This window comes from Terrabacter sp. 2YAF2, from assembly GCF_052114705.1.
Classification (GTDB): domain Bacteria; phylum Actinomycetota; class Actinomycetes; order Actinomycetales; family Dermatophilaceae; genus Terrabacter.
Window position 1 is genome coordinate 20,119 of sequence record NZ_JBFRFG010000005.1, and the last position, 22,022, is coordinate 42,140.

Here is a 22,022-nt window from a genome sequence, read left to right on the forward strand (position 1 = left end):
CGTGCCTCCTCGTCCGACGTGAGCCCTCGACACCATCATCGCGCGGAGGTCCTCGCGCAGGTAGCGTCGGTGAGCAGCGTCTCGTCCGGATGCAGTCGCGGCCACAGGAGGCCTCATGGAGCTCACCACCACGGTCAACGACGAGGCGCGGGTCGTCGAGGTCGACGGCACGGAGTCGGTGGTCGACGTCGTCCGCGACGGGCTCGGGCTCACCGGGACGAAGCTCGTCTGCGGCAGCGGCGTCTGCGGCGCCTGCACGGTGCTCGTCGATGGCGAGCCGGTCCTCGGCTGCCTGACACCGGCGACCCGGCTGCGCGACGCGGACGTCACGACCGTCGAGGGCCTGGCCGACGGGGACGACCTGCACCCGGTCCAGCGCGCGTTCGCCCACCACGACGGACTCCAGTGCGGCTACTGCACCCCGGGATTCGTCGTCAGCGCGGTGGCCTTCGACGACCGGTGGCGTGCCGAGCACGGCGCCGACGAGCCGGACGGTCCCGACCGCGAGACCATCGCCGGGGCGCTCGCCGGCCACCTGTGCCGGTGCGGCTCCTACGAGGGGATCTACCGCGCCGTGGCGGCCGCGTGCCGCGGCGAGCACGACAGAGCGCCCGACGGCCAGGCGGTCGAACGTGTCGAGTGTGTCGAGCGCGTCGAGGCGCCGGCCAAGCTCACCGGAGCAGCCGTCTACACGACCGACGTCGTGCTGCCCGGCATGCTGCACGCCGCCATCCGCCGGTCCGACCTGGCCGCGGGGGTCGTCGGACCGATCACCTTCCCCGACGGCGTGCTCGGGATGGACGTGCTCGGTGACGACCGGCGGGTCCGGTGGGCCGGCCAGCCGGTCGCCGTCGTCGCGGCGGAGTCCGCGGCCGCTGCCCGCCAGGCCGCACGCGAGCTGGCAGTTCCGTTCACGCCGCAGCCGTTCGTCCTCGACCCCGACGAGGCCAGGCGCCCCGGGGCGCCGCTCGTCTACGCCACCCGGGCGGACCGCAAGGAGGCGCCGACGGCGAGCGAGGGTGCCCCGATGCCGGCGCCGTGGGACGGCAACGTCCATGGCCCGTCGCGCGCGCCGTTCCTCGGCACCGTCGCCAAGCGCCGCATCCGGTCGGCCCGCTCCGAGGGCCGCCGAGGTCTGGTCGACCTCGAGTTCCACACCGCAGCGCAGCTGCACACCGCCTTCGAGCCGCACGCCTGCGTGGCCGACTGGAGCGACCCGCAGTACCTCCGGGTGTGGCTCAGCACCCAGGGCGTCGGGGCGATGCGCCTCGAGATCGCCGACCACTTCGACCTCGACCCGACCCGCGTCGAGGTCGTCGCCGAGCACGTCGGCGGCGGCTTCGGCGCCAAGCTCGGCCTGACGATGGAGGCCGTCGCCGCGATCTCGCTCAGCCGGCTCAGCCGCCGTCCCGTGCGCCTCGTCCTCGACCGGCACGAGGAGCTGACCGGCACGGGCAACCGCCCCGGCAGCCGCTCCCGCGTGTCCCTCCTCGTCGACGACGACACCCAGGCGATCCGGGCGCTCACCGTCGACACCGACAGTCATGCCGGCGTCGCCGTCGGCAACAGCGTCGCGGCGCTCGCCCTGCTCGTCTACGACCGCACGCCACGCCTGGCCCGTGACGTCGACGTCGTCACGAACGCCCCACCCGGCGCGCCCTTCCGGGGTCCCGGCGGCCCGACGATCGCCTGGGCGCTCGAGCAGACCGTCGACGAGGCCGCCCACCGCTTCGGCCGCGACCCGATCGAGCTGCGCGCGCAATGGGACGGCAACCAGAAGCGCCAGGCGCTCTACCGCTGGGCGTCGGCGCTCCCGACGTGGCAGGCGCGTCCGGCGACGGGAAGCCAGACCGGCCGCCACCGCCGCGGCGTCGGGTTCGCCGCGGCCAACTGGATGTACTTCGTCGACCCCGACTGCGAGGTCGTCGTCTCCGTCCAGGGCGGACGGCTCGTGGCCTCGACCGCGGTCCAGGACATGGGGACGGGCAGCCGCACGGTGCTCGCGCGGGCCGTCGCCGGCGTCTTCGGGGTCGCCCCGACCGCGGTGGACGTCCGTCTCGGGCACGCGCACAGCGGCGCGACCCACGGACCGGCCTCGGGTGGCAGCCGCACGACCGTCTCGCTCTGGTCGACGGCCGTCGAGGCGGCCACCAGCCTGCGCGCCCGCATCGGCACCGACCTCGCCGGGGCCCCCGACGGGACGTCGGCCACGGCGAAGCGCGGGGGTGACCGTGGCCTGCGCGCCGTGCCCGTGACGATGAACGGCATCCAGGTCGGCCGAGGGTTCTCGGCGGCCGTCCACGTCAGCGAGGTCGAGGTCGACACGCGCACCGGCCGGACCCGCGTCCTGCGCGTGCACGGGGGCATCGCCGTCGGCCGCATCCACGCCCCGGTGCTGGCGCGCAGCCAGTGCGAGGGCTCGGTCATCCAGGGCGTCGGGCTCGCGCTCTACGAGAACCAGGTCCTCGACCCGCACACCGGCCTCACCCTGACGGCCAACCTCGAGGACTACCGCATCCCGCAGCTCGGCGACACCCCCGAGATCGACATCCACTTCCACGAGGAGGGCTGGGACCGCGTGCCCGGTGGCGGGGTCGGTCTCGGCGAGGTCGCGACGATCAGCCCGGCAGCGTCCGTCGGCAACGCGATCTTCAACGCCACCGGCTGGCGGCCACTGACGCTGCCGGTGCGGCCGGACCGGCTGCTCGAGGGCCTGCGGGCAGGGGGTGCGCGATGAGCGTCACGATCCTCACGGCATACGACGAGCGACCCGATGGGCCAGGCGAGTTCGTCTACCGCGCCGGCGGCACCGACCTGCAGGAACGGATGCGCACGACGGGCGCGACGCCGCATGTCCTCGACCTCACCGGCGTGCCGGGCTTCGCCGGCATCGACCGCACCGAGGCCGGCACAACGATCGGCGCCGGCACGACCGTCGCCACCCTGGCGCGTGACCTGGCCACCGACTACCCGGCGCTCGCGCTGACCGCGGCGGGTCTGGCGACTCCGCAGGTGCGCGCCACGGCCACCCTCGGCGGCAACCTGCTCCAGCGCACCCGCTGCTGGTACTTCCGCCATCCGCACACCACGTGCTTCAAGTCCGGCGGCGACAGCTGCCCCGCCCGCGACGGCCGCCACCTCTACGGCGTCGCCTTCGACACCGCGCCGTGCGTCCACCCGCACCCCTCGTCCCTCGCGATGGTGCTGCTGACGTATGCCGCCACCGTCGACACGACCCAGCGGAGCGGTCTCGCGGTCGGTGACGTGCTCGGCGACGGGTCCGACCCGCGCCGCGACCACCTGCTCGCCGACGACGAGGTGCTGACCCGCGTCACGCTGCCGCCTCCGGCGGCGGGCGAGCGGGCGGCCTACTTCCGCTCGATCAGCCGGTTCGAGGCCGAGTGGCCTCTCGTCGAGGCGGTCGTCCGAGTGGTGCGCGACGGGGCCGGCACGGTCACCTCGTGCGGCCTGGCCATCGGCGGCGTCGCGCCGGTTCCCCTGCGGCTTGATGCCCTCGAGGATCTGGTCACCGGGTCGATGCTGGACGACGACACGGTGGCAGCGGCTGCCGCGGGGGCGAGCGCCGGCGCGAGCCCGCTCCCGGAGACGGGCTACAAGGTGGCGCTCGTCGAGGCCACCGTACGTGAGGTGCTCGAGCGCGTCCGCGGGTAGGGAGCGGGCATGGCATCAGGCGTGAGGACCGTGCGGGCCGTCGAGCGGGAGCGTCTCGGCGCCTGGGTGCTCAAGTGCAACCCGGCGCTGTGGGACCTGAGAGGCCTGCTCGACAGCGGCGAGCGGAGGCTGACGTCGTGGGCCGTTCACCCGAGCTATCGGACGCGCCTGCTCGTACCTGGTGACAGGGTGCTCTTCTGGGTCTCGGGCGACGGGCGTGAGGGCCTGCACCGCGGGGTGTGGGGACTCGGGCACACGGTGTCCGAGGTCGAGCCCTGGACCGAGGCGTCGCAGGGGTTCTGGCGCACCGCCGCCGATGCCGGCACCGTTCGCGTGCGCGTACGGGTCGACGTCGAGCTGCTCGAGGAGCCCGTCGAGGACGCGGAGCTGCGCTTGGTCGGCATCGACGGGCTCGAGGTGCAGCGACAGCCCTTCATGGCCAACCCCTCGTTCGTGACTCGTGACCAGCTGCGCGCGATCGAGCCGTTGCTGCCGCCGTGGCCCCCGGTCCCATCCGCCGCAGACGTCGGGGCGCGGTCGTGAGGGTCCTCGTCCTGTCGGACACCCACGCTCCGCGCCGGTGGAAGGGCTGCCCGCCGGCGCTGCTGCCGCACCTCGAGGCGGCCGAGGTCATCCTCCACGCCGGGGACGTGTGCACCCCCGACGTCCTCGACCTGCTCGCGACGTTCGCTCCGGTCCACGTCGTCATGGGCAACAACGACGTGCCCGAGGTCGCCGAGTGGGGTGCGCCCGAGACCCTCGAGGTCGAGCTCGAGGGCGTGCGCATCGGCATGATCCACGACAGCGGCCAGCGTCAGGGCCGCACGGCCCGGCTGCGCAGCCGCTTCCCGACCGCCGACCTCGTCGTCTTCGGGCACTCCCACATCCCGCTCGACGAGACCGGAGACGGCGTGCGCATCCTCAATCCCGGGTCTCCCACGGACCGACGCCGCCAGCCGGCCGGTACCTTCGCGGTGCTCGAGGTGCGGGACGGCTCCCTGGTGGAGGCCAGGATCGAGCAGCTCCCGCACTGACGGGTCTCGTCCCCGCTCGGCTCAGCGACCGCCGAAGGTCTCCATCATGATCTGGCGCTCGCCGGCCGTGAGGTTGGTCGCGATGAGCTTGCTGTGCCCGCCGTGGAAACGCTCACCCACCCGGTCGAGGTCGCCCTCCTCGGTGACGAGGAAGAGCGCCGAGGTGCCCGGCGTCACCTCCGTGCGGATGGTCGTCAGCTGCTCCTTGGTGATCCCGGAGTCCTGGGTCACCTTGCTGATGGCGCCGATCGCGGCGCCGACGACGCCACCCACCACCGGGACGAAGAACAGGGCGCCGGCCAGCACGCCCCACAGGGCGCCCCACCCCGTGCCGCGCCACCTCTCGTCATTGCCGTGGCTCGTCGTGGGGTGGGTCTCCCCCTCGGGCCAGGTGACGACTGCATGGTCGACGATCTTGATGAAGCCCTCAGCCTGACAGTCCTTGAGGACGGACTCCGCCTGGGCCGCGCCGCCCGGGCTGTCGAACTTCCATACCGTGAAGGCAGCCATGTCGTGCTCCTTTGCGTCGCCGCCGGCCGGTCGGCCGGCACCTCGACCCTCACGCTCGTGGGCGGACCTGTCCTCGCCCTCTCGGGGTGAGTTCCGGCGCCGTCACCAGCCCCAGGAGCCGGGTCCGCCCTTGAACGGACCGACGACGCGGTCGGTGATCCAGCCGCCGTAGAAGCCGCCCTCCTGCGCCCGCACCTGCTCGCCGTCGACGAAGCAGGCGTCCACGAGCCCGGGCATGACGGCGACGTGACCGGCCAGGACGGCATACGTCGGCACGGGCTCGGGATAGGTCCACGCGGCACGAGCCGCGCGACGACCGCCGCCGACGACGTCGAAGTAGGCCGCGCGACCCTTCCACTCGCACACGGTGCCGCCCTCGACGGGGACGAGCGCACCCTCGACGAACGCCTCGAGCGGCAGGTAGTAGGTCGGCGGGTGGCTCGTCTCGAGGATCCGCAGCGACGAGCGGGTGCGGGCCACGACCTCGCCGCCGAGGTGGACCTCGACGAGCTCGCCGCTGGGGTCGACGGTCGGTGGCCGCGGGTAGTCCCAGACCGACTCCTGGCCGGGCCCGGCCGGCAGCGGCACCGGGCGGCTCACCGGGCGCCCCCGCAGATCTCCTCGAGGCCGGTCGCGAGACGGTCGACGTCGTCGGCGCTCGTGTAGGGCGCGAGCCCCATCCGCAGGCCGCCGGTCGCGCCGAGGCCGAGGTGGTGGCTGCACGCCCACGCGTAGAAGTGCCCCGCGGGCGCGTTGACGCCGCGTTCCGCGAGGGCCGCACGCAGGTCCTGCGGGTCGTGGCCCTCCACGGTGACGAGCAGCGTCGGGGTGCGGCGCTTCGCGTTGCTGTATGCCGTGAGGCCGGGGATGGCGCGCAGCCGCTCCTCCAGCGAGGCGAGGAGGGCGTCCTCGTGCTCCTCGAGCGCGGCGAACGAGGCCTCGAGGCGCCTTCGGCGGGGACTGGACGGGTCGGTGAGCGCGAGATCGGCGAGGAAGTCGACGGCGGCGGTCGTGCCCGCGAGCAGCTCGTAGGGCAGGGTGCCCAGCTCGAAGCGCTCCGGCACGGCGTCGGACGACGGCAGCAGCTTGTCCGGGTGCAGCGTCTCGAGGAGCGCCGGACTCGCGGCGAGGACCCCGAGGTGCGGGCCGAGGAACTTGTAGGGCGAGCACACCCAGAAGTCGGCGCCGCTCGCCAGCACGTCGGTGAGCACGTGGGCCGTGGCGTGGACGCCGTCGACCCACAGGAGTGCCCCCACGGCGTGCGCGACGTCGGCGATGGCCGGGAGGTCGGGGCGGGTGCCGATGAGGTTCGAGGCGGCGGTGACCGCGACGAGGCGGGTGCGGTCCGTGACGACCGCCTGGACGGCCTCGGGCGGCAGCTCGCCCGTCGTCGGGTCGAAGTCCGCCCAGCGCACGGTGGCGCCGGTCGCCTCGGCGGCGAGCACCCAGGGCCGGATGTTCGCGTCGTGGTCGAGGCGGCTGACGACGACCTCGTCACCCGGGCCCCAGTCCTTGGCCAGCGTGCGGGCGAGGTGGAAGGTCAGCTCGGTCGCGGACCGCCCGAAGACGACGCCGGCGGGGTCGACCGCGAGGAGGTCTCCCATCGCGGCTCGGGCCTCGACGACGATGCGGTCGGCGCGCCGCTCGGCCGGCGTCACCGTGCCGCGGTTCGAGATGGCCGAGGTCAGGGTCTCGACGACCGCCGTGGCGACCGTGTCGGGCACCTGGGACCCGCCGGGCCCGTCGAAGTGCGCCGCGCCCTCGTGCAGGGCCGGGAAGTGCCACCGGATCCGGTCGACGTCGTAGCCGGGATGTGTCATGCCCTGATTCTCACCCATGCCCGTCGGACGTCAGGAAGTGAGCACTCGACGGACCCCCTTCGTCGAGTGCCCACTTCCCGACCACCTCCGGCTCAGGCGGTGACCTTGCCGTCCTCGAAGAGGCGGGGGATGCGGTGGTTGGCGAGGAAACGGTCGTCCGGGTCGTAGGCCGACCGAATCCCCTTGAGCTGCACCCACGCCGATTCGGTGTAACCCGTGCGGGCGTCGACCTCGTTCTCGGCGAAGTTGAGGTAGCTGCGGCCCGTCGACCACGGCTCGAGCGCCCGGGTGAGCTGGTGGGCGTCGAGCTGGCCCTGCATCGCCATCTCCGGGGTGGCCGCGATCGCGACGGCGAAGGCCGCGTATGCCGCGTCGATCGTCGCGAGGGCACCGTGGCCCTCAGGGGCCCGACCGAGCGCACCCCCGAGCTGTCGCAGCTCGGCCGCGAGCAGTGAGGAGGTCGACCCGGGCCCGACCTGCTCGAGGATCGTGTCGATGGTGACGTCGCCGAGCTCACCGAGGAGCGTTCCGTCCGAGACGGCAGGGGCGGGTCCTTCCGGGTCCATGTGCAGCCGGGTGAGGGCCCGGGCGGGCACGCGGTCGAAGGTGTCGATCTCCGGGCCGAGCCCGCGCAGCAGGGCGAGGATCGAGCTCGCCTCGGCGTCGCAGCCGAGCACCGCCCCGTCGATGACGACGAGCGACCGACCGCGCAGCGGCTCCGGGATCGTCGGCAGCGGCGGGAGGTTCAGGAAGCGGAAGGAGGTCGTGACCGCGTCGGGTGCCTCGGGCGCCCAGTCGGCCCAGCGTCGCAGCACGCGCTCGGCCTGGTCGCGGTCCCAGACGAGCATGCCGGCATACGCCGTCTCGATGGGATGGAGGCGGAACTCCAGGGCCGTGACGACGCCGAAGTTGCCGCCGCCACCGCGCAGCGCCCAGAAGAGCGGGTCGTTCTGCGTCGCGTCGGCGCGCACGTGCTCGCCGCTCGCGGTGACGAGCTCGACCGCGGTCAGGCTGTTCGAGGCGAGGCCGAGCTTGCGGGCGTACCAGCCGATCCCGCCGCCGAGGCTGTAGCCGGCGATGCCGACGTCGGGCGAGCTGCCGTGCAGCGCCGCGAGCCGGTGGTCGGCCGCGGGCTCGGTCGCGTCCATCCAGAGCGCGCCGCCCTCGACGCGGGCGATGCGCCGGGTCGGGTCGATGGTGACGCCGCGCATCCGCTCGGTGCGCACGAGGACGACGTCGTCGAGGCCGCGCGCCACGAGCGGTCCGGCGTTGTGGCCGGTGCTCTGTGGCGCGATCCGCAGACCCGCTGCGGCGGCGGCCCGGACGACGTCCTGGACGTCGGACACCGTGCGGGGCAGCGCGACGGCGGCCGGGCGCTGGTCGAGCGCCACGTTCCACGGCATCCGGGCCGCGTCGTAGCCGGGGTCGCCGGGGAGGTGGACCGCACCGTCGCAGAGTCCGGCGACGCTCGTGGCCCGTCGGTCAGTGGGGGTGAGGTTGAGGGTCATGCTCGTCTCCTGAGTCGTGGTCGGTCGTGGTCGGTCGTGGTCGGTCGTGGTCGGTTGCTCGGCCCCTGGTCGTCTCTCGTGGTGGGCGCGGCTGTTCAGAGACCCGGGGCGCCCCTCAGATACATCGCGAGCGGAAGGTCCGCTTCGTCCCAGCAGGTCCGCGCAGCAGGGGATTCGGCGCCGCGGACCCGGCCCGCAGGGCGCCCGGTTCGCTGCGCCGCAGCGGCCCGAGGTGCATGCTGGGCTGATGGACGACGTGACGACCGGCACCCTGCGCGACCTGCTGCTCGACGGCTTCGGCCGCATCCGCGAGGGTGTGCCGCAGGTGGTCGACGGCCTCTCCGTGGACGAGCTGCTGTGGCGTCCGGACGCCCAGGCGAACCACATCGCGTGGCTCGTCTGGCACCTGGCGCGCCAGCAGGACGACCAGGTGGCGCACCTGGCCGGTGAGCAGTCCGCGTGGCTCGGCGACGGCTGGATCGACCGCTTCGGGCTGCCCTACGCGCCCGACGCCCATGGGTGGAGCATGAGCTCGGACGACGTCGGCCGGTTCACCGTGACGGACCCGGAGTTGTTCGGCGAGTACCACGACGCCGTCCACGACCGCACCGCCACGCTGCTCCAGCGCCTCGATGCCGACGCCTACGAGCGCGTCATCGACGCGAACTGGGACCCGCCCGTCACGGTGTCGATCCGGGTCGTCTCCGTGCTCGGCGACGCCCTCAAGCACCTCGGGCAGGCCGAGTACGTCCGCGGCCTCGTCCAGCGACGGCGTTGAAGGGTGGGGCCCCTGTGACCTGCGTGGTGAACGTGGTCACGAGGCTCCCGGAGCATAGGTGCCCCACAGGAAGACCTGCGAAAATGGAGGCAATGAGCCTCCACGTCCTTCGTCCCGCTGCCGTCGCCGTCGAGCCACCTTTCGACGGTGGCGTCGTGTCGCGGCACGACCCGGTGCGACGTCATCGTCTGGCCCTGATCGCCCGCGGTCGCCGTGCTCGTCTCGCCGCCACCGTGGTCGTCGTCTTCGCGCTCGCGGGCGTCAACATCGGCAACCACGTGCTCGGCTGGGACACCATGTGGCTCGGCCCCGTCGGCGCCGTGGCGCTGCTGGCCTTCGCGCGGTGGCAGGGCCTGACCTGGCACCAGCTCGGCCTGGCGCGGCACACCCATGCGCGCGGCATCCGGTGGGGACTGGGGGTCATCGCCGTCGTCGGGTTCGTCTACCTCGTCGGCATCCTGCTCCCGTCCACGCGGAGCGCCTTCCTCGACGTGCGCTACCACCTGCCCCCGGCGGGCGCCCTGCTCACGGCCTTCGTCATGATTCCCGTCGGCACGATCCTGCTCGAGGAGGTCGCCTTCCGCTCCGTGCTGTGGGGCTTCCTCTCCCGGCACGCCCGGATGTGGCAGGTCCTGCTCGTCTCCTCCCTGCTCTTCGGCCTGTGGCACGTGTTCCCCGCGATGGCGTCAGCGACGGGCAACCCGGCCATCGGCTCCGCGGTGGCCGGACTGGGCCCCCTCGCGAGGGTCGCCGTCGTCGGCGGCACCGTGCTCTTCACGGCCCTCGGCGGTGTCCTCGCCGGTGAGCTGCGCCGCCGCAGCGGCAGCCTCTTCGCGAGCGTCGGCATGCACTGGGCGACCAACTCGCTCGGCGTGCTCTTCGGCGTCCTCGCCTGGCGCCTCACCTCCTGAGCCCACCCCCAGGTGGCGGCCGGCTACGTGCTGGCGCCCGGTGTGTCTGGTGTGTCCGGTGAGTCCGGGTCGACGACGTCCTGGACGACCTCGTTGCGGCGCAGGAGCCACGGCACGAAGGGCGGGTCGAAGCGCGCCCACCGGGGCGAGCCGACCGGGGTCAGGCCGGCGGCGCGGATCGCGCGGTCGAGCGTTGCGCGGTGCTGCTCGAACGACGCCTCGGTCCACCGGCCGCGGTAGCGCCGCGCCGCGCCGAGTGCTGCCGGGCGCTCGTGCAGGTGCACCTCGGGACTCGTCGGGACCGGCGCCTGCTCCAGGGTGAGCGATGAGGGCAGGACGAACGCCACGGCATACTCCCCCTCGCCCGTCCGTTGCTGCTCGACCGGCTCCGTCATCGGGATCCGCTGCGAGTCGCGCTGGATGACCGGCGCCGTCATGACCACCTTGCTGGCCGAGCGGTTCTGGCCGCTGATGTAGCCGGCCAGGGTGCGGAACGCCGCGTTGCCCGCGTCCTCGAACGGTGCCGCCACGACGACCTCCGCGACGAGGTGCGGGGCGTAGCGACGCAGCTCGAACTCGTCGTAGGTGCGCACGACCTCGTAGGCCTGCTGCTCGGTCACGCTTCCGACGCTACGCGCCTCCAGCGCGGGACGGATCGGGCGCCTCAGACGACGACGGCCTCGCGGCTGCTGTGGGAGTGGGCGGCGTGGCCGGCGTGGCGGATCTCGTCACCACAGTACGAGCAGGACCAGCGGGTGGCGTCCTTGAGGTAGTGGTGTCCGGCGGACCGGCACGTGAGGTCCGGGCCGGACTCCGTCCGCGTGACAGCTGGGGACGTCCGGCCGGCCCGGACGAAGGCGGTCCCGACGAGCCAGCCGATCATGAGCGCGAGGAGCACGAGCGGCCAGGTAGCCATCAGGGAGGCCGCGCCGTCGTGGATCACCGAGTTCATATCGTGCACTCTGCCGGCACTCGTGCAAGAGATCCTCGCGCAGAATGGCAAGAACACCGCAAGAAACGCACAAGACGCCAGCCAGCGCTCGTGCCGCCACCCGTTTCGGAACGTCACCCACTGGCGCGCTGCACCTGCTCGTCTACGAACTCGAGCTCGACGCCGACCGAGCCTCCACGCGGGCGATGAGGTCGCGCACGGCGGCCACCATGGTCGGGTCGAGGGCGACGTGGGCCTCGAGCAGGCGCAGCAGCGTGGCAGCCGCGTGCGCGTTGTGCTCGTAGCCGGGCACGAGGTCGGCCAGCGGCAGCAGGTCCGGCCCGAAGCGGCGCTCCGCGCCACGGTCGATGACGAATACGTCCTGCTGGGCCCCGTGACCGAGCCCGAGGTGGCCGAGGACCGTGATCCAGCGGTCCACGGCATACCCCTGGATGAAGCGGGTGGCCGTGAGGCGCTCGCCGCGCAGGTCGCGGTGCAGCCCGACGTAGAGGTTGGTGATCGCCTCGCCGACCTGGTGCTCGAGCGAGTCGGGCTGCGGCACCGGCGTCTTCGGCAGCTCGAGACCCGCAGGTGCGTCGGCGCGGCTCCAGTGGATGCGGCCCGGTGGGTAGCCCGCGGTCTCCATCTCGGCGAGTGAGAAGACGGCGTACTCCGCGAAGAGGTCCCCCTCGAGCAGCGCCTTGCGCCCGGCACCGCTGTTCTCGAACGACCACACGACCGGGTGCGCGGCCTCGAGCCAGTCGATGTCGGCGAGGTAGCGGTCGCGCGTGGCCGCGTCGTCGACGACGACGAAGAAGTCCGCGTCGGAGTGCTCGTCGAGGCGGTGCAGGTCGCGCCCCACCGAGCCGAGGCCGAGCAGCGCGACGGCGTCGCCGCGACGGTCGAGCTCGGCGCCGAGGCGGTCGAGGAAGGCGAGCAGGCGCTCGGGAACGGTGAGCTGGGTGGGCGCTGACGGCATACGTCGTCTCCTTGTCGTGATGGAGTCGACGTTTCAGCCCGCCCGGCCCGGAGCCGTCGGGGTCGCGACAGAGGCAGGGTATGCCGTCCCGCCCCTCCACGGAAGAGGCTCGGTCGTGGCAGGCTGGACGGGTGCCCGTGACCATCGAGGACGTGCGGCGCGTGGCCGAGCAGCTGCCTCGCTCCTACGAGGTGCTCGTCCGAGACCGCGTCAAGTTCCGCGTCGGCAAGATCGTGTGGCTCGCCTTCTCGGCGGACGAGACGCAGATGGGCTTCGCCTTCCCCAAGGATGAGCGCGACGTGCTCGTCGCGAGCGAGCCCGACGTCTTCCTCATGCCGCGCCCGTCGGACCTGCGGTTCAACTGGGTCGAGGTGCGGCTCGACGCGATCGACGTCCCGCGCATGCGCGAGATCGTCATCGACGCCTGGCGCCTCGTCGTGCCCAAGAGCGTGGCCCTGGCGCAGGGCGGCGACTGAGCGGCGCCCGCCGGACGACGTCGTGTGTGCAGGGGGTGGGGTCAGGACCCCGTCAGTTGCACACGCGGCCCCGCGTCACGTGGTGATGCGGTACGCGCGTGGGGGGCGGGGGCCCGTCTCGGAGACACCGCGCTCGATGCAGAACTCGTTGCCCTCGGGGTCGGCCATCGTGACCCAGCCCGAGCCATCGGGCGTGCGGTGGTCGCCGACGACGGTCGCGCCGAGGTCGAGCGCGCGCTCGACCCACTCGTCGCGGGTGCCCTCGTCGGGGGCGAGGTCGAGATGCTGGCGGTTCTTGGCCGACTTGCCCTCGGGGACGGGGATGAAGAGCAGCCCGAGACCCGAGCTCGGGAACGACGCCGCGACGACGACCTCGGGGTCGTCGTCGTAGTAGACGTTCCAGCCGAGCAGCTCGGACCAGAAGGTGCCCAGGGCCCGGGCGTGGGCGCAGTCGAAGGTCACGTTGTGGATGTGCAGCGTCATGCTGGCAAGCGTGCTGGCGCCTCTCCTTGCGGGGCAAGCGGATTCCGGGACTCTGACCGGGCCGCTCGCGGCTCCGAGTGGGACGTGCTCTGCGTCGCTGGGCTGGGTGTCGTGGCCCGTCACTAGGTTGTCGGCATGACAACGGTGCGGTGGGCGGTGGCGCAGAGCCGGATGGCCGAGGACCCGGGCGATGCCGAGGCCGTTCGTGCCGCTGGCGCCGAGGTCCGTGCCCTCATGCGCGAGGCCGCCGCGGGAGGCGCCCGCCTCGTGCAGTTCCCGGAGGGCGCGATCGTCTACCCGAGCAAGCACGTCATGTCCTCGTCCGGGCCGGGGACGGTGTCCGACGCGGACTGGGAGCGCGCCGACTGGGACCTGCTGCGTCAGGAGGCCGAGTCGATCGCCCGGCTCGCTGGAGAGCTGCGGATCTGGGTGGCGTTCGGGTCGATCCACCCGTTGACACCGCCACACCGTCCGCACAACAGCTACTTCGTCGTGTCCGACTGCGGCGAGCTCGTCGGTCGATACGACAAGCGCTTCCTGTCCAACACCGAGCTGACGTGGATGTACTCTCCCGGCACCAAGCCGTTGGTCTTCGAGGTCGACGGTGTCCGGTTCGGAGTGGCGCTCTGCATCGAGGCGAACTTCCCCCACCTGTTCGAGGAGTACGAGCGGCTCGACGTGCACGCCGTCCTGCTCTCGGTCATGGTCGACGACGCGATGCGCGCGGAGATCGGCCGGTCGTATGCCGCCTTGTTCGGCTACTGGGTCGGCTACTCGGTGCCTGCGCAGTACGGCTCGACCGTGCCGTCGGGCATTGCCGCACCCGGCGGCCGGTGGGTGGCCCGGTGCCCTGCGCAGGACCGGTCCGCCCTCGCGTTCGTCGACCTCGACCTGAGCGCTCCCGACGACGACGTCCGCATCGCCGTCGACCTCGCCCGTCCGTGGCGGCGCCGCGCGAAGGACGGCCTGTATGCGTCGCGCCAGGTCGCCGGCGACCCTCGCAGCCAGGACGTCAGCGCCTTCTGACGCCGGGATGTGTGCAGAGTGTGGGGTCAGGACCCCGACATCTGCACACGCGGTCGGCGCCGCGGCCCTGGCGCGGGGGCTAGATTCGGGGCCTCGATGACCGGGACGGGACTCAGGGGGTTCGGGTGGACGCGGCGCAAGCCATCGCGCGACGAGGTGGCATCGCGTTTCTGGCGGCCACGTTGACGCTCGTCGTGTGCACCGTCGCCTGGCCGGCGGTGCTCGTCCTCGGCGATGACGTGGCCAGCGCCGGCGACGCCGCCGTGGGCCTCTTCTGGGCCGGGCTCGCCCTGCTCGTCCTCGCCCGCGTGCTCGGCCTCGTCCACCGCCGGCGACACGCCTCAGGACCGGACCCGGTCCCCGGGCCGTCCCCCCAGGGCGCGCCGCGGCCGACCCCGGGCCGACGGCTGACCGTGGGGCTGCTCGTCGTCGGGGCCGGCGTCGCCACTGCCTTCTCCTGGGCCTTCGACACCGGCTCGACCTCCGTCGTGGTGAACCCGTCGAGCGCCGGTGGGTGCCGGGTCGTGGTGCAGGAGCGGTCGTTCCTCCTGAGCGGCAGCGGCGCCGTCTTCGTCCTGCCCGCCCACGGGGTCGTGGCGCGACGCGTGAGCCGGTACAGCACGGACGACGGCTATCGACCCGTCGCGGCCGGGTCCTTCACCCTGACCTGGGCCGGTGAACGGGGCCACCTCGAGGTGTCCGGGTCCGGGGTCGACCCCGTGTGGCCGAGGAGCCACGACGTCGCCTGCCCCGGCAGCTGAGCCCTTCGCCCGCGCCATGCCAGCGATGCATGCCGGGGTCATCGGGCCGGCACAGCGCTCCCACAGTGGCGCTGACAACGGTGGAGTCATCCCCACCGAAGGAGTCCCCGATGAGCACCGTTCCCCGCGCCCTGCGCCGAGCCCGACTCTGGACCGCCGGCCTGATGACGGCCTCCACGGTCCTCGTCGGCGCCATCGGCATCCACCTCGCCGAGGCCCAGACCCGGACCATCGCGACCCAGACCTCCTTCGGGACGAGCGCGTCGAGCTCGAGCGGTTCGAGCTCGTCCGACGACTCGTCCTCGACGACGAGCAGCTCGGACGCCGGCGCCTCGGATCTCGGTAGCTCCAGCTCGAGTTCCGGCTTCGGTGCCGTGGCCCCGGTGGGCGGGAGCAACGCCCAGGCCCAGACGAACTCGGGCGGCTCGTGATGGACACCGTGACCCGGCCCCCGGTCGCGACGGGCACGTTCCGGGCCATCGGCACGACGAACTCCGTCCTCGTCACCCGTCCCGAGGTGCTGGCTGACGCCACCGTGATCGCCCAGCGGCACCTGCGCGAGGTGGACCGCGCCGTGAGCCGCTTCCGGCCCGACTCGGAGGTGAGTCTCCTTGCCGCGCGGGCCCGCCGGGCACCCGCCGAGGCGTTCGTGTCGCCGACCTTCGCGGCATACCTTCAGGCGGCGCTGCGCGTCGCGCGCCTCACTGGCGGCCTCGTCGACCCGACCGTGGGGTCGGCTCTCGTCGCCGAGGGGTACGACGGCGATCTCGACGTCGTGCGCGGCCGTCGGGGCTTCCACCAGGTGCGCGTCGCCGCCGTGCCGCACTGGCACACCGTGCACCTCAACCTCTCCGGCCGCCGGGTGTCCGTCGCTCCCGGCACGCTGCTCGACCTCGGTGCCTCCGCGAAGGCGTATGCCGCCGACTCCATCGCCGCGCTGCTCGCCGAGTCGCTGCCCGGCGGGTTCGCGGTCAACCTCGGCGGTGACGTCGCCGTGTCGGGCGAGCTGCCGCCACAGGGCTGGTCGATCGGCATCGAGGACGCGGCGGGTGCTGTCCGCCAGGTCGTCGTGAGCACCGGGCAGGCCATCGCGACGTCCTCGACGCAGCTGCGGGTCTGGGACACCGACGACGGACCGCGCCACCACATCGTCGACCCCCGCACCGGGCGGATGGCGCCCGTGGTGTGGTCGCAGGTCTCGTGTGCTGCCGCCTCGTGCCTCGAGGCCAACGCGGCGTCCACGGCGTCCGTCGTGCTCGGAGCCGACGCACCGGCCTGGCTCACCGCCCAGGGTGTCCCGGCGCGGCTCGAGACCGTCGACGGCCGGGTCGTGACCACGTCGGGCTGGCCTGACGAGACGAGCCGGGCCGCCTGATGAACGAGCTGCTCTGGTACCTCTCGCGCGCCACCGGCGTCGTCAGCATCGTGCTGCTCACCGTCGTCGTCGTGCTGGGTCTCGTCACCTCCGGCCGGCGGCGCCCCACGGGAGACTCCGCGACGGTCGTGATGGCGCTGCACCGCTGGCTCTCGCTGGGCATGAGCGTCTTCCTCCTGACCCACATCGCGACGGCCGTTGCCGAGACGTACGTCTCGATCGACCTCGTCTCGGCGGTCCTGCCCTTCACGTCCGGCTACGAGGCGCTCTGGGTCGGCCTAGGCACGCTCGCCTTCGACGTGCTCGTCGCCGTCGTCGTCACCTCCCTGGTGCGGCACCGGCTCGCCGAGCGCACCTGGCGCCGGGTCCACCTGATGTCGCACGCGCTCTGGCCGATGGCGATCGTCCACGGCCTGGCGCTCGGCACGAGCAGCGAGCTGCTCCTGCGGGCCACGACCATCGACTGCGCCGTCGTCGGGGCCGGCGCCATCGCGTGGCGCTACACCTCCACCCACCTCGACCGAGAGCGACGGGTCGCCGTCGCCGCCCAGGAGTGGTCATGACCATCGTCCCCCTGCTCGCCGAGGCCGGCCTCACCGGACGGGGCGGCGCCGCCTTCAGCACCGCGACGAAGGTCGCGGCCGCGCACGCCCACGACGCCCACCTCGTCGTCAACGCCTGCGACGGCGAGCTGGGCGCCGCCAAGGACGGCTGGGTCGTCGCCCACCGCCTGGGCGAGCTCGTCGACGGGGCCACCGAGATCGCCGCCGGCGCCTCGGTCACGTATGCCGCCCACCGCGGCTCCGACACGGCCCTGCGTCTGCGCGCGGCCGGGCTGCGCGTGCTCGGCGTGCCGCCGCGCTACGTCTCGTCCGAGGAGTCGGCCCTGATCTCCCTCGCGCAGGGTGGACTCGCCCGGCCCATGACGAAGCGTCAGCCGTTCGTCCGCGGTGGCCGCGACTCCGAGGGCCGCCGGATCAGCCCGACCGTCGTGCTCAACGCCGAGACGGTCTGGCGGGCCGCCCAGATCTCGCGGCACGGTGCGGCGTGGTTCCGGTCGTTCGGCACGCCCGAGCAGCCCGGCCCGCGGCTCGTCTCGGTGAGCACTCCGGTGGCGCGGGGCGTCGTCGTCGAGACCGCGGCGGGTGCTCCGGTGGCCGACCTGCTCGATCTCGCGGGCGGTCTGCCGGACGGTTCGCCGGCCGTCCTCCTCGGCGGCCTCGGCGGCGCCATCGTCCGTCCCCGCGACGTCCCCGGTCTGCTCTGGTCCGACCCCGACCTGGCGCGCGTCGGCGCCCGCACCGGCCCCGGGGTCCTCGAGGTCCTCGACCCGCGGGACTGCCCGCTCGGCTTCGTCGAGCGCTGCCTCACCTGGGCCGCGGGCGAGTCCGCCGGACAGTGCGGTCCGTGCATGTTCGGCCTGCCTGCCCTCGCCGCGGACTGGCGGGCGCTCGTGGGAGGCGACGACACGGCATACGACCGCGTGCGCTCACGGGTCGGGCTCCTGCCGGGGCGCGGCGCGTGCCGCTTCCCCGACGGCGTGGCGGGCTTCGCCTGGTCCGCGCTGCACGTCTTCGCCGACCACGTCGAGCAGCACCGCGCCGGCCGCTGCGATGCCGTGGCGGCCCGCACCACCTCGAGGAGGACCGATGCCCACGTCCACTGACGGCTCCACCGGCGTCGGCGAGGACCACACGCGGCGTCGGCTCGGACTCGTCCGCGACGCGCACGTCGCCGTCGACCGCGTCGCCTGCACCGGACACGGACTGTGCGCCCAGCTGCTCGCCGGGGTGACCCTCGACGAGTGGGGGTACCCGATCATCGGCGACGACCGGGTCGTCGGAGAGGACGGCCGCGATCTCGCGGACACGGCCGTGCGGCTGTGCCCGGCCCGGGCGCTCTACCTGCGCTGACGCGCCCTGGGGGGCCCGAGGTGGCAGGCTGGAATCGTGCGTGAGCGACTGTCTGTCCGAATGTGATCGATCGGGTGTTCAACCGTGCACGAATGCTCATAGACTGCGCCGCGTGATGCGCCAAGCAGTGGTCGGAATCGACGTCGGCGGCACCCGGATCAAGTCGGCCCTCGTGACCCCCGACGGGCAGGTGCTCGCCGAGACGGTCCGCGAGACCCCCGACCAGGTCGGTGCCCGGCTCGGCGAGGTCGCGGCCGACGAGGTCGTGGAGCTCACGGCCAGCGCCGGCGAGGCCATCGACCTGCTCGCTGTCGGCGTCGTCGTCCCCGGCCTCGTCGACGACGTGGCCGGCGTCGGCGTCTGGTCGGCCAACCTCGGCTGGCGCGACCTCGACCTGCGCGGCCGGGTGGCGGCCCACGTCGACGTCCCGGTCGCGGTCGGCCACGACGTGCGCTCCGGTCTGCTCGCCGAGCACCGTCTCGGCGCCGCACGGGAGGCCGACAACGTGCTCTTCGTGCCACTCGGCACCGGCCTCGCGAGCGCGATCCTCTGTCGCGGCCAGCTCGTCACGGGGTCGCTGTGGACCGGCGAGATCGGCCACGTCGTCGTCGCCCCCGACGGGCCGCTCTGTGCCTGCGGGCAGCGGGGCTGCCTGGAGGCGCTGTCGAGCGCCGGCGCGATCGGCCGCCGCTGGTCCGAGGCGACCGGACTCGTCGGCGACGCCGAGGAGGTGGCCCGCCGCGTCGAGGCCGGAGAGCCCGAGGCCCGCCGCATCTGGCAGGAGGCCGTCGACGCGCTGGCGTCCATGCTCGCGCCGATCGTGGCGGGCGTGGGCACCGAGCTCGTCCTCGTCGGCGGCGGTCTCGTCCATGCCGGTGACACCCTCCTCGCGCCGCTGCGGACGGCTCTGCGGGCCCGGCTCGGGGGTCCCGAGGACGTCGTCGTCGAGGCCGCCGCCCTCGGCGCCCGCGCCGGCGCGCTCGGCGCTGCCACGATCGCACTGGACCTCGTCGGCCGATGATCATCACCGTCACGCCGAACCCCGCGCTCGACATCACGTATGCCGTCCCGTCCGTCGCGCTGGGCGAGTCCCACCGTGTCGCCTCGGTGAGCGAACGGGCCGGGGGCAAGGGCCTCAACGTCGCGGCGGTGCTCACGTCGATGCGCCACCGGTCCGTCGCCGTGGCACCGGTCGGCGCGACGGACGTCGACCTCTTCGCGTCCGACCTCGGGGCGCGCCGGGTGCCGCACCATCTCGTGCCGTCGCCGTGCCCGACCCGGCGGTCCGTGGCCGTGGTCGAGGCCGGCGGCCGCGCGACGCTGTTCAACGAGCCGGGCGTCGGTCAGTCGCAACGGGTCTGGGACCAGGTCGCACACGAGGTGACGGCGCTCGCACCGCAGGCCTCGGTGCTCACGGTGTCGGGCAGCTTCCCTCCCGGCACCGACCCTGAGCTCGTCCGGCGGCTGACGCGGCTGGCGCACGAGGCGGGCCTGCGCCTCGTCCTCGACGTCAGCGGGGTCCACCTGTCGCGCGCACTGGCCCTGCGGCCCGACCTCGTCAAGCCCAACCGCATCGAGGCGGCGCAGACCCTGACCGGGCTCGGGCGGGGCGAGGTGCCGTCCGTGCCCGGGGCTGCCCGGGCGCTCGTCGCCGCGGGGGCCCGGGCCGCGATCGTCAGTGACGGCACGAACGGCCTCGTCCTCGTCCACGACGACCTCGCGCTGCGGGCCTACCTGCCGCGCTCGCTCTCGGGCAACCCGACCGGGGCCGGCGATGCCCTGACGGCCGCGCTCGCGGCAGACCTCGACGGCATCGGCGACCTGCCGACGGGCCGGGAGGACTGGGCCGCGGTGCTGCGCCGCGGTGTCGCGTGGTCGGCGGCCGCCGTGCTGCAGCCTGTCGCCGGCGCCGTCGACCCCGCCGACGTCGACCGCCTGCTCCGCACCGTCGAGATCGAGGAGATCCGTCCGTGACCCGCTCCGCCCTGACGCCCGTGCTCGCCGAGGCGGTGGCTGCCGGTCGTGCGGTCGCGGCGTTCAACGTCATCCAGCTCGAGCACGCCGAGGCGTATGCCGCCGCGGCCGAGCGCGTCGGCCTCCCCGTCGTCATGCAGATCTCGGAGAACTGCGTGCGCTACCACGGGTCCCTGGCGCCGATCGCGGTGGCGACGCTCGCCATCGCCGACGCGTGCACCCAGCCGGTCGTCGTGCACCTCGACCATGCCGAGGACGTCGCGCTCGTCGAGGAGGCGGTCCGGCTCGGCCTGACGTCGGTGATGTTCGACGGGTCGACGCTGCCCGACGACGAGAACCGCGCCGTGACGCGTCGGGTCGTCGGGCTGTGCCGCGCGGCCGGGGTCTCGGTCGAGGCCGAGCTCGGCGAGGTCGGCGGCAAGGACGGCGTCCACGCGCCCGGGGCGCGCACCGATCCGGCGGACGCGGCGCGCTTCGTCGCCGACACCGGCGTCGATGCGCTCGCCGTGGCCGTGGGCAGCAGTCACGCGATGACGGACCGCACGGCTGAGCTCGACACGGATCTCGTTGCGGCACTGAGGGCGTCGGTCCCGGTGCCGCTCGTGCTGCACGGCTCGTCCGGGGTGCCCGACGCAGGCCTCGTCGCCGCGGTGCGAGCCGGCATGACGAAGGTCAACATCGCCACGCACCTCAACCAGGTCTTCACGCGGGCGATGACCGAGCGGCTCGAGACGTCCCCCACGGTCGACACGCGGAAGTACCTCGGCGCGGCACGCTCCGCCGTCACCGACGAGGCCGCCCGCCTGATGCAGCTCCTCGCCCTCCGCTGACTCCCCCAATCGAAAGAGCAATCCGTCCGCCTTTCGGGGCGGACGGATTGCTCTTTCGATTGAAAGAAGGGAGGAGGTGGGTCCGGGTCAGGTGAGGACGATGCTTCTCGTCAGGTTGCGGGGGGAGTCGGGGTCCAGGCCTGCCGCGTCGGCCTTGCCGAGGCACAGCCGGTGCAGCCGCACGAGGTCGGCGAGCGGGTCGATGTCCCGGTGCTCGAACCGCGCGCCGGTCGCCTCCACCTGCTCGCGCAACCCCTCCGGCACCTCGCCGAACGCCCACACGGCCCGCCCCGGCGCGGCGATGCTGATCGGGCCGTGCCGGTACTCCATCGCCGGGTAGGACTCGGACCAGAACTGCGCCGACTCGCGCAGCTTGAGCGCAGCCTCGTTGGCGATCCCGTTGGTCCACCCGCGGCCGAGGAAGGTCACCTGCTCCGCGTCGACGAGGGGGCCGTATGCCGTCGCCGCGTCCTCGGCCAGCACCGCGCGGGCCTGCTCGGCGACCGGTCCCAGGTCCTCGCCGAGCGAGGCGCGCAGCAGCGCGAGGGTCGTCGTGGCGAACCGCGTCTGCACGACGCTCTGCTCGTCGACGTCGTCGAGCAGGACGGTGGCGTCGGAGCGCTCGGCCACCGGGGTGCCGCCCGTCGCGACGAACGAGACGTGCGGGGTGCCCGCGGCGCGCAGCTCCTCGACGACCGCCATGACCTCGGTCGTCGTGCCCGATCGGGAGATCAGCACCACGCGGTCATAGCCTCGCGCGAGACGGTGCTCGGAGGCGGCATACGCGTCGGTGATGCCCTGCCCCAGCTGCTCGCGGCGGGCGGCATACGCCTGGCCCATGAACCACGACGTGCCGCACCCGATCGTCGCGACGCGCTCGCCCGGTCGGGGGAGATGGCGCGCGACGTCGTCGAGGCGCCCGACGACGCGTTCCCAGTCGTCCGGCTGGGTGGCGATCTCCTGGGCGAGGTGGCTGGTGTGCGGCATGGGGGCTCCCGGCGGCTCGAGGACGGGCGACAGACGCCCGAAGAAGTCTGATTG

At 73.5% G+C, this 22,022-nt stretch carries 26 protein-coding genes; 17 read left to right on the top strand and 9 right to left on the bottom strand.

Annotation, left to right across the window (positions count from 1 at the left end):
• The first annotated feature begins 115 nt into the window (after window positions 1-115).
• Genes AB4030_RS06660 through AB4030_RS06675 form a run of 4 tightly spaced genes read left to right on the top strand, consistent with a single transcriptional unit; the run spans window position 116 to window position 4,706 of the window.
• Window positions 116-2,737: a molybdopterin-dependent oxidoreductase gene (locus AB4030_RS06660; RefSeq protein WP_442278417.1), complete on the top strand. Its 2,622-nt coding sequence runs from the start codon at window positions 116-118 to the stop codon at window positions 2,735-2,737.
• On the top strand, window positions 2,734-3,672 hold the full coding sequence (locus AB4030_RS06665; protein ID WP_442278418.1) for an FAD binding domain-containing protein: 939 nt from the start codon (window positions 2,734-2,736) through the stop codon (window positions 3,670-3,672). Before AB4030_RS06660 ends, AB4030_RS06665 begins: the two co-directional genes overlap by 4 nt.
• A 9-nt stretch (window positions 3,673-3,681) precedes the next feature.
• Complete coding sequence (locus AB4030_RS06670) at window positions 3,682-4,215, top strand: EVE domain-containing protein (RefSeq protein WP_442278419.1); 534 nt, start codon at window positions 3,682-3,684, stop codon at window positions 4,213-4,215.
• On the top strand, window positions 4,212-4,706 hold the full coding sequence (locus AB4030_RS06675; protein WP_442278420.1) for a metallophosphoesterase family protein: 495 nt from the start codon (window positions 4,212-4,214) through the stop codon (window positions 4,704-4,706). Before AB4030_RS06670 ends, AB4030_RS06675 begins: the two co-directional genes overlap by 4 nt.
• A gap of 21 nt (window positions 4,707-4,727) precedes the next feature.
• On the opposite strand, the gene AB4030_RS06680 is transcribed toward AB4030_RS06675, so the two are convergent.
• The 4 genes from AB4030_RS06680 to AB4030_RS06695 all read right to left on the bottom strand — a co-directional run bounded on the left by AB4030_RS06680 (window position 4,728) and on the right by AB4030_RS06695 (window position 8,544).
• Entirely contained in the window at window positions 4,728-5,216 is a 489-nt protein-coding gene (locus tag AB4030_RS06680) for a DUF1269 domain-containing protein (RefSeq protein ID WP_442278421.1), read from the bottom strand.
• Between the two features lie 102 nt (window positions 5,217-5,318).
• A complete protein-coding gene (locus tag AB4030_RS06685) occupies window positions 5,319-5,816 on the bottom strand; it encodes a DUF427 domain-containing protein (protein WP_442278422.1) in 498 nt (165 codons plus the stop codon).
• On the bottom strand, window positions 5,813-7,036 hold the full coding sequence (locus tag AB4030_RS06690) for a cysteine desulfurase-like protein (RefSeq protein WP_442278423.1): 1,224 nt from the start codon (window positions 7,034-7,036) through the stop codon (window positions 5,813-5,815). The genes AB4030_RS06685 and AB4030_RS06690 overlap by 4 nt, the downstream gene beginning before the upstream one ends.
• Before the next feature lie 92 nt (window positions 7,037-7,128).
• A complete protein-coding gene (locus tag AB4030_RS06695; RefSeq protein ID WP_442278424.1) occupies window positions 7,129-8,544 on the bottom strand; it encodes an FAD-binding oxidoreductase in 1,416 nt (471 codons plus the stop codon).
• A gap of 247 nt (window positions 8,545-8,791) precedes the next feature.
• On the opposite strand from AB4030_RS06695, the gene AB4030_RS06700 reads away from it, so the two are divergent.
• Window positions 8,792-9,322, top strand: coding sequence for a mycothiol transferase (locus tag AB4030_RS06700; protein ID WP_442278425.1), 531 nt, complete (start codon window positions 8,792-8,794; stop codon window positions 9,320-9,322).
• Between the two features lie 92 nt (window positions 9,323-9,414).
• Window positions 9,415-10,233: a CPBP family intramembrane glutamic endopeptidase gene (locus AB4030_RS06705; protein ID WP_442278426.1), complete on the top strand. Its 819-nt coding sequence runs from the start codon at window positions 9,415-9,417 to the stop codon at window positions 10,231-10,233.
• Between the two features lie 23 nt (window positions 10,234-10,256).
• Here the strand turns inward: AB4030_RS06705 and AB4030_RS06710 are convergent, their stop codons facing one another.
• From AB4030_RS06710 to AB4030_RS06720, 3 genes are all read right to left on the bottom strand, one after another.
• The gene (locus tag AB4030_RS06710; RefSeq protein ID WP_442278427.1) at window positions 10,257-10,853 is read right to left on the bottom strand and encodes an SOUL family heme-binding protein; all 597 of its coding nucleotides are present in this window, start codon (window positions 10,851-10,853) and stop codon (window positions 10,257-10,259) included.
• Window positions 10,854-10,897: 44 nt separating this feature from the next.
• Window positions 10,898-11,185, bottom strand: coding sequence for a hypothetical protein (locus AB4030_RS06715; protein WP_442278428.1), 288 nt, complete (start codon window positions 11,183-11,185; stop codon window positions 10,898-10,900).
• A gap of 142 nt (window positions 11,186-11,327) precedes the next feature.
• The gene (locus tag AB4030_RS06720; RefSeq protein ID WP_442278429.1) at window positions 11,328-12,143 is read right to left on the bottom strand and encodes a hypothetical protein; all 816 of its coding nucleotides are present in this window, start codon (window positions 12,141-12,143) and stop codon (window positions 11,328-11,330) included.
• 131 nt (window positions 12,144-12,274) lie between these two features.
• Here AB4030_RS06720 and AB4030_RS06725 point away from each other — a divergent pair, with 131 nt between their 5' ends.
• The gene (locus tag AB4030_RS06725; RefSeq protein ID WP_442278430.1) at window positions 12,275-12,619 is read left to right on the top strand and encodes an MmcQ/YjbR family DNA-binding protein; all 345 of its coding nucleotides are present in this window, start codon (window positions 12,275-12,277) and stop codon (window positions 12,617-12,619) included.
• Window positions 12,620-12,694: 75 nt separating this feature from the next.
• On the opposite strand, the gene AB4030_RS06730 is transcribed toward AB4030_RS06725, so the two are convergent.
• Window positions 12,695-13,102, bottom strand: a complete 408-nt coding sequence (locus AB4030_RS06730; RefSeq protein ID WP_442278431.1) for a VOC family protein — start codon at window positions 13,100-13,102, stop codon at window positions 12,695-12,697.
• A gap of 135 nt (window positions 13,103-13,237) precedes the next feature.
• Here AB4030_RS06730 and AB4030_RS06735 point away from each other — a divergent pair, with 135 nt between their 5' ends.
• From AB4030_RS06735 to AB4030_RS06780, 10 genes are all read left to right on the top strand, one after another.
• On the top strand, window positions 13,238-14,128 hold the full coding sequence (locus AB4030_RS06735; protein WP_442278432.1) for a carbon-nitrogen hydrolase family protein: 891 nt from the start codon (window positions 13,238-13,240) through the stop codon (window positions 14,126-14,128).
• 125 nt (window positions 14,129-14,253) lie between these two features.
• Complete coding sequence (locus AB4030_RS06740) at window positions 14,254-14,889, top strand: hypothetical protein (protein ID WP_442278433.1); 636 nt, start codon at window positions 14,254-14,256, stop codon at window positions 14,887-14,889.
• A 110-nt stretch (window positions 14,890-14,999) separates the two neighbouring features.
• Window positions 15,000-15,320, top strand: a complete 321-nt coding sequence (locus tag AB4030_RS06745) for a hypothetical protein (protein ID WP_442278434.1) — start codon at window positions 15,000-15,002, stop codon at window positions 15,318-15,320.
• Entirely contained in the window at window positions 15,320-16,264 is a 945-nt protein-coding gene (locus tag AB4030_RS06750) for an FAD:protein FMN transferase (RefSeq protein ID WP_442278435.1), read from the top strand. The genes AB4030_RS06745 and AB4030_RS06750 overlap by 1 nt, the downstream gene beginning before the upstream one ends.
• A complete protein-coding gene (locus AB4030_RS06755) occupies window positions 16,264-16,827 on the top strand; it encodes a ferric reductase-like transmembrane domain-containing protein (RefSeq protein WP_442278436.1) in 564 nt (187 codons plus the stop codon). The genes AB4030_RS06750 and AB4030_RS06755 overlap by 1 nt, the downstream gene beginning before the upstream one ends.
• A complete protein-coding gene (locus tag AB4030_RS06760) occupies window positions 16,824-17,930 on the top strand; it encodes an NADH-ubiquinone oxidoreductase-F iron-sulfur binding region domain-containing protein (RefSeq protein WP_442278437.1) in 1,107 nt (368 codons plus the stop codon). The genes AB4030_RS06755 and AB4030_RS06760 overlap by 4 nt, the downstream gene beginning before the upstream one ends.
• Window positions 17,914-18,177 (top strand): ferredoxin, encoded by a 264-nt coding sequence (locus AB4030_RS06765; RefSeq protein ID WP_442278438.1) that lies wholly within the window; start codon window positions 17,914-17,916, stop codon window positions 18,175-18,177. The genes AB4030_RS06760 and AB4030_RS06765 overlap by 17 nt, the downstream gene beginning before the upstream one ends.
• A 115-nt stretch (window positions 18,178-18,292) precedes the next feature.
• Complete coding sequence (locus AB4030_RS06770; RefSeq protein ID WP_442278827.1) at window positions 18,293-19,198, top strand: ROK family protein; 906 nt, start codon at window positions 18,293-18,295, stop codon at window positions 19,196-19,198.
• Complete coding sequence (locus AB4030_RS06775; protein WP_442278439.1) at window positions 19,195-20,151, top strand: 1-phosphofructokinase family hexose kinase; 957 nt, start codon at window positions 19,195-19,197, stop codon at window positions 20,149-20,151. Before AB4030_RS06770 ends, AB4030_RS06775 begins: the two co-directional genes overlap by 4 nt.
• The gene (locus tag AB4030_RS06780) at window positions 20,148-20,981 is read left to right on the top strand and encodes a class II fructose-bisphosphate aldolase (RefSeq protein ID WP_442278440.1); all 834 of its coding nucleotides are present in this window, start codon (window positions 20,148-20,150) and stop codon (window positions 20,979-20,981) included. Before AB4030_RS06775 ends, AB4030_RS06780 begins: the two co-directional genes overlap by 4 nt.
• An 87-nt stretch (window positions 20,982-21,068) precedes the next feature.
• On the opposite strand, the gene AB4030_RS06785 is transcribed toward AB4030_RS06780, so the two are convergent.
• Window positions 21,069-21,968: an SIS domain-containing protein gene (locus tag AB4030_RS06785; protein WP_442278441.1), complete on the bottom strand. Its 900-nt coding sequence runs from the start codon at window positions 21,966-21,968 to the stop codon at window positions 21,069-21,071.
• Window positions 21,969-22,022: the final 54 nt, after the last annotated feature.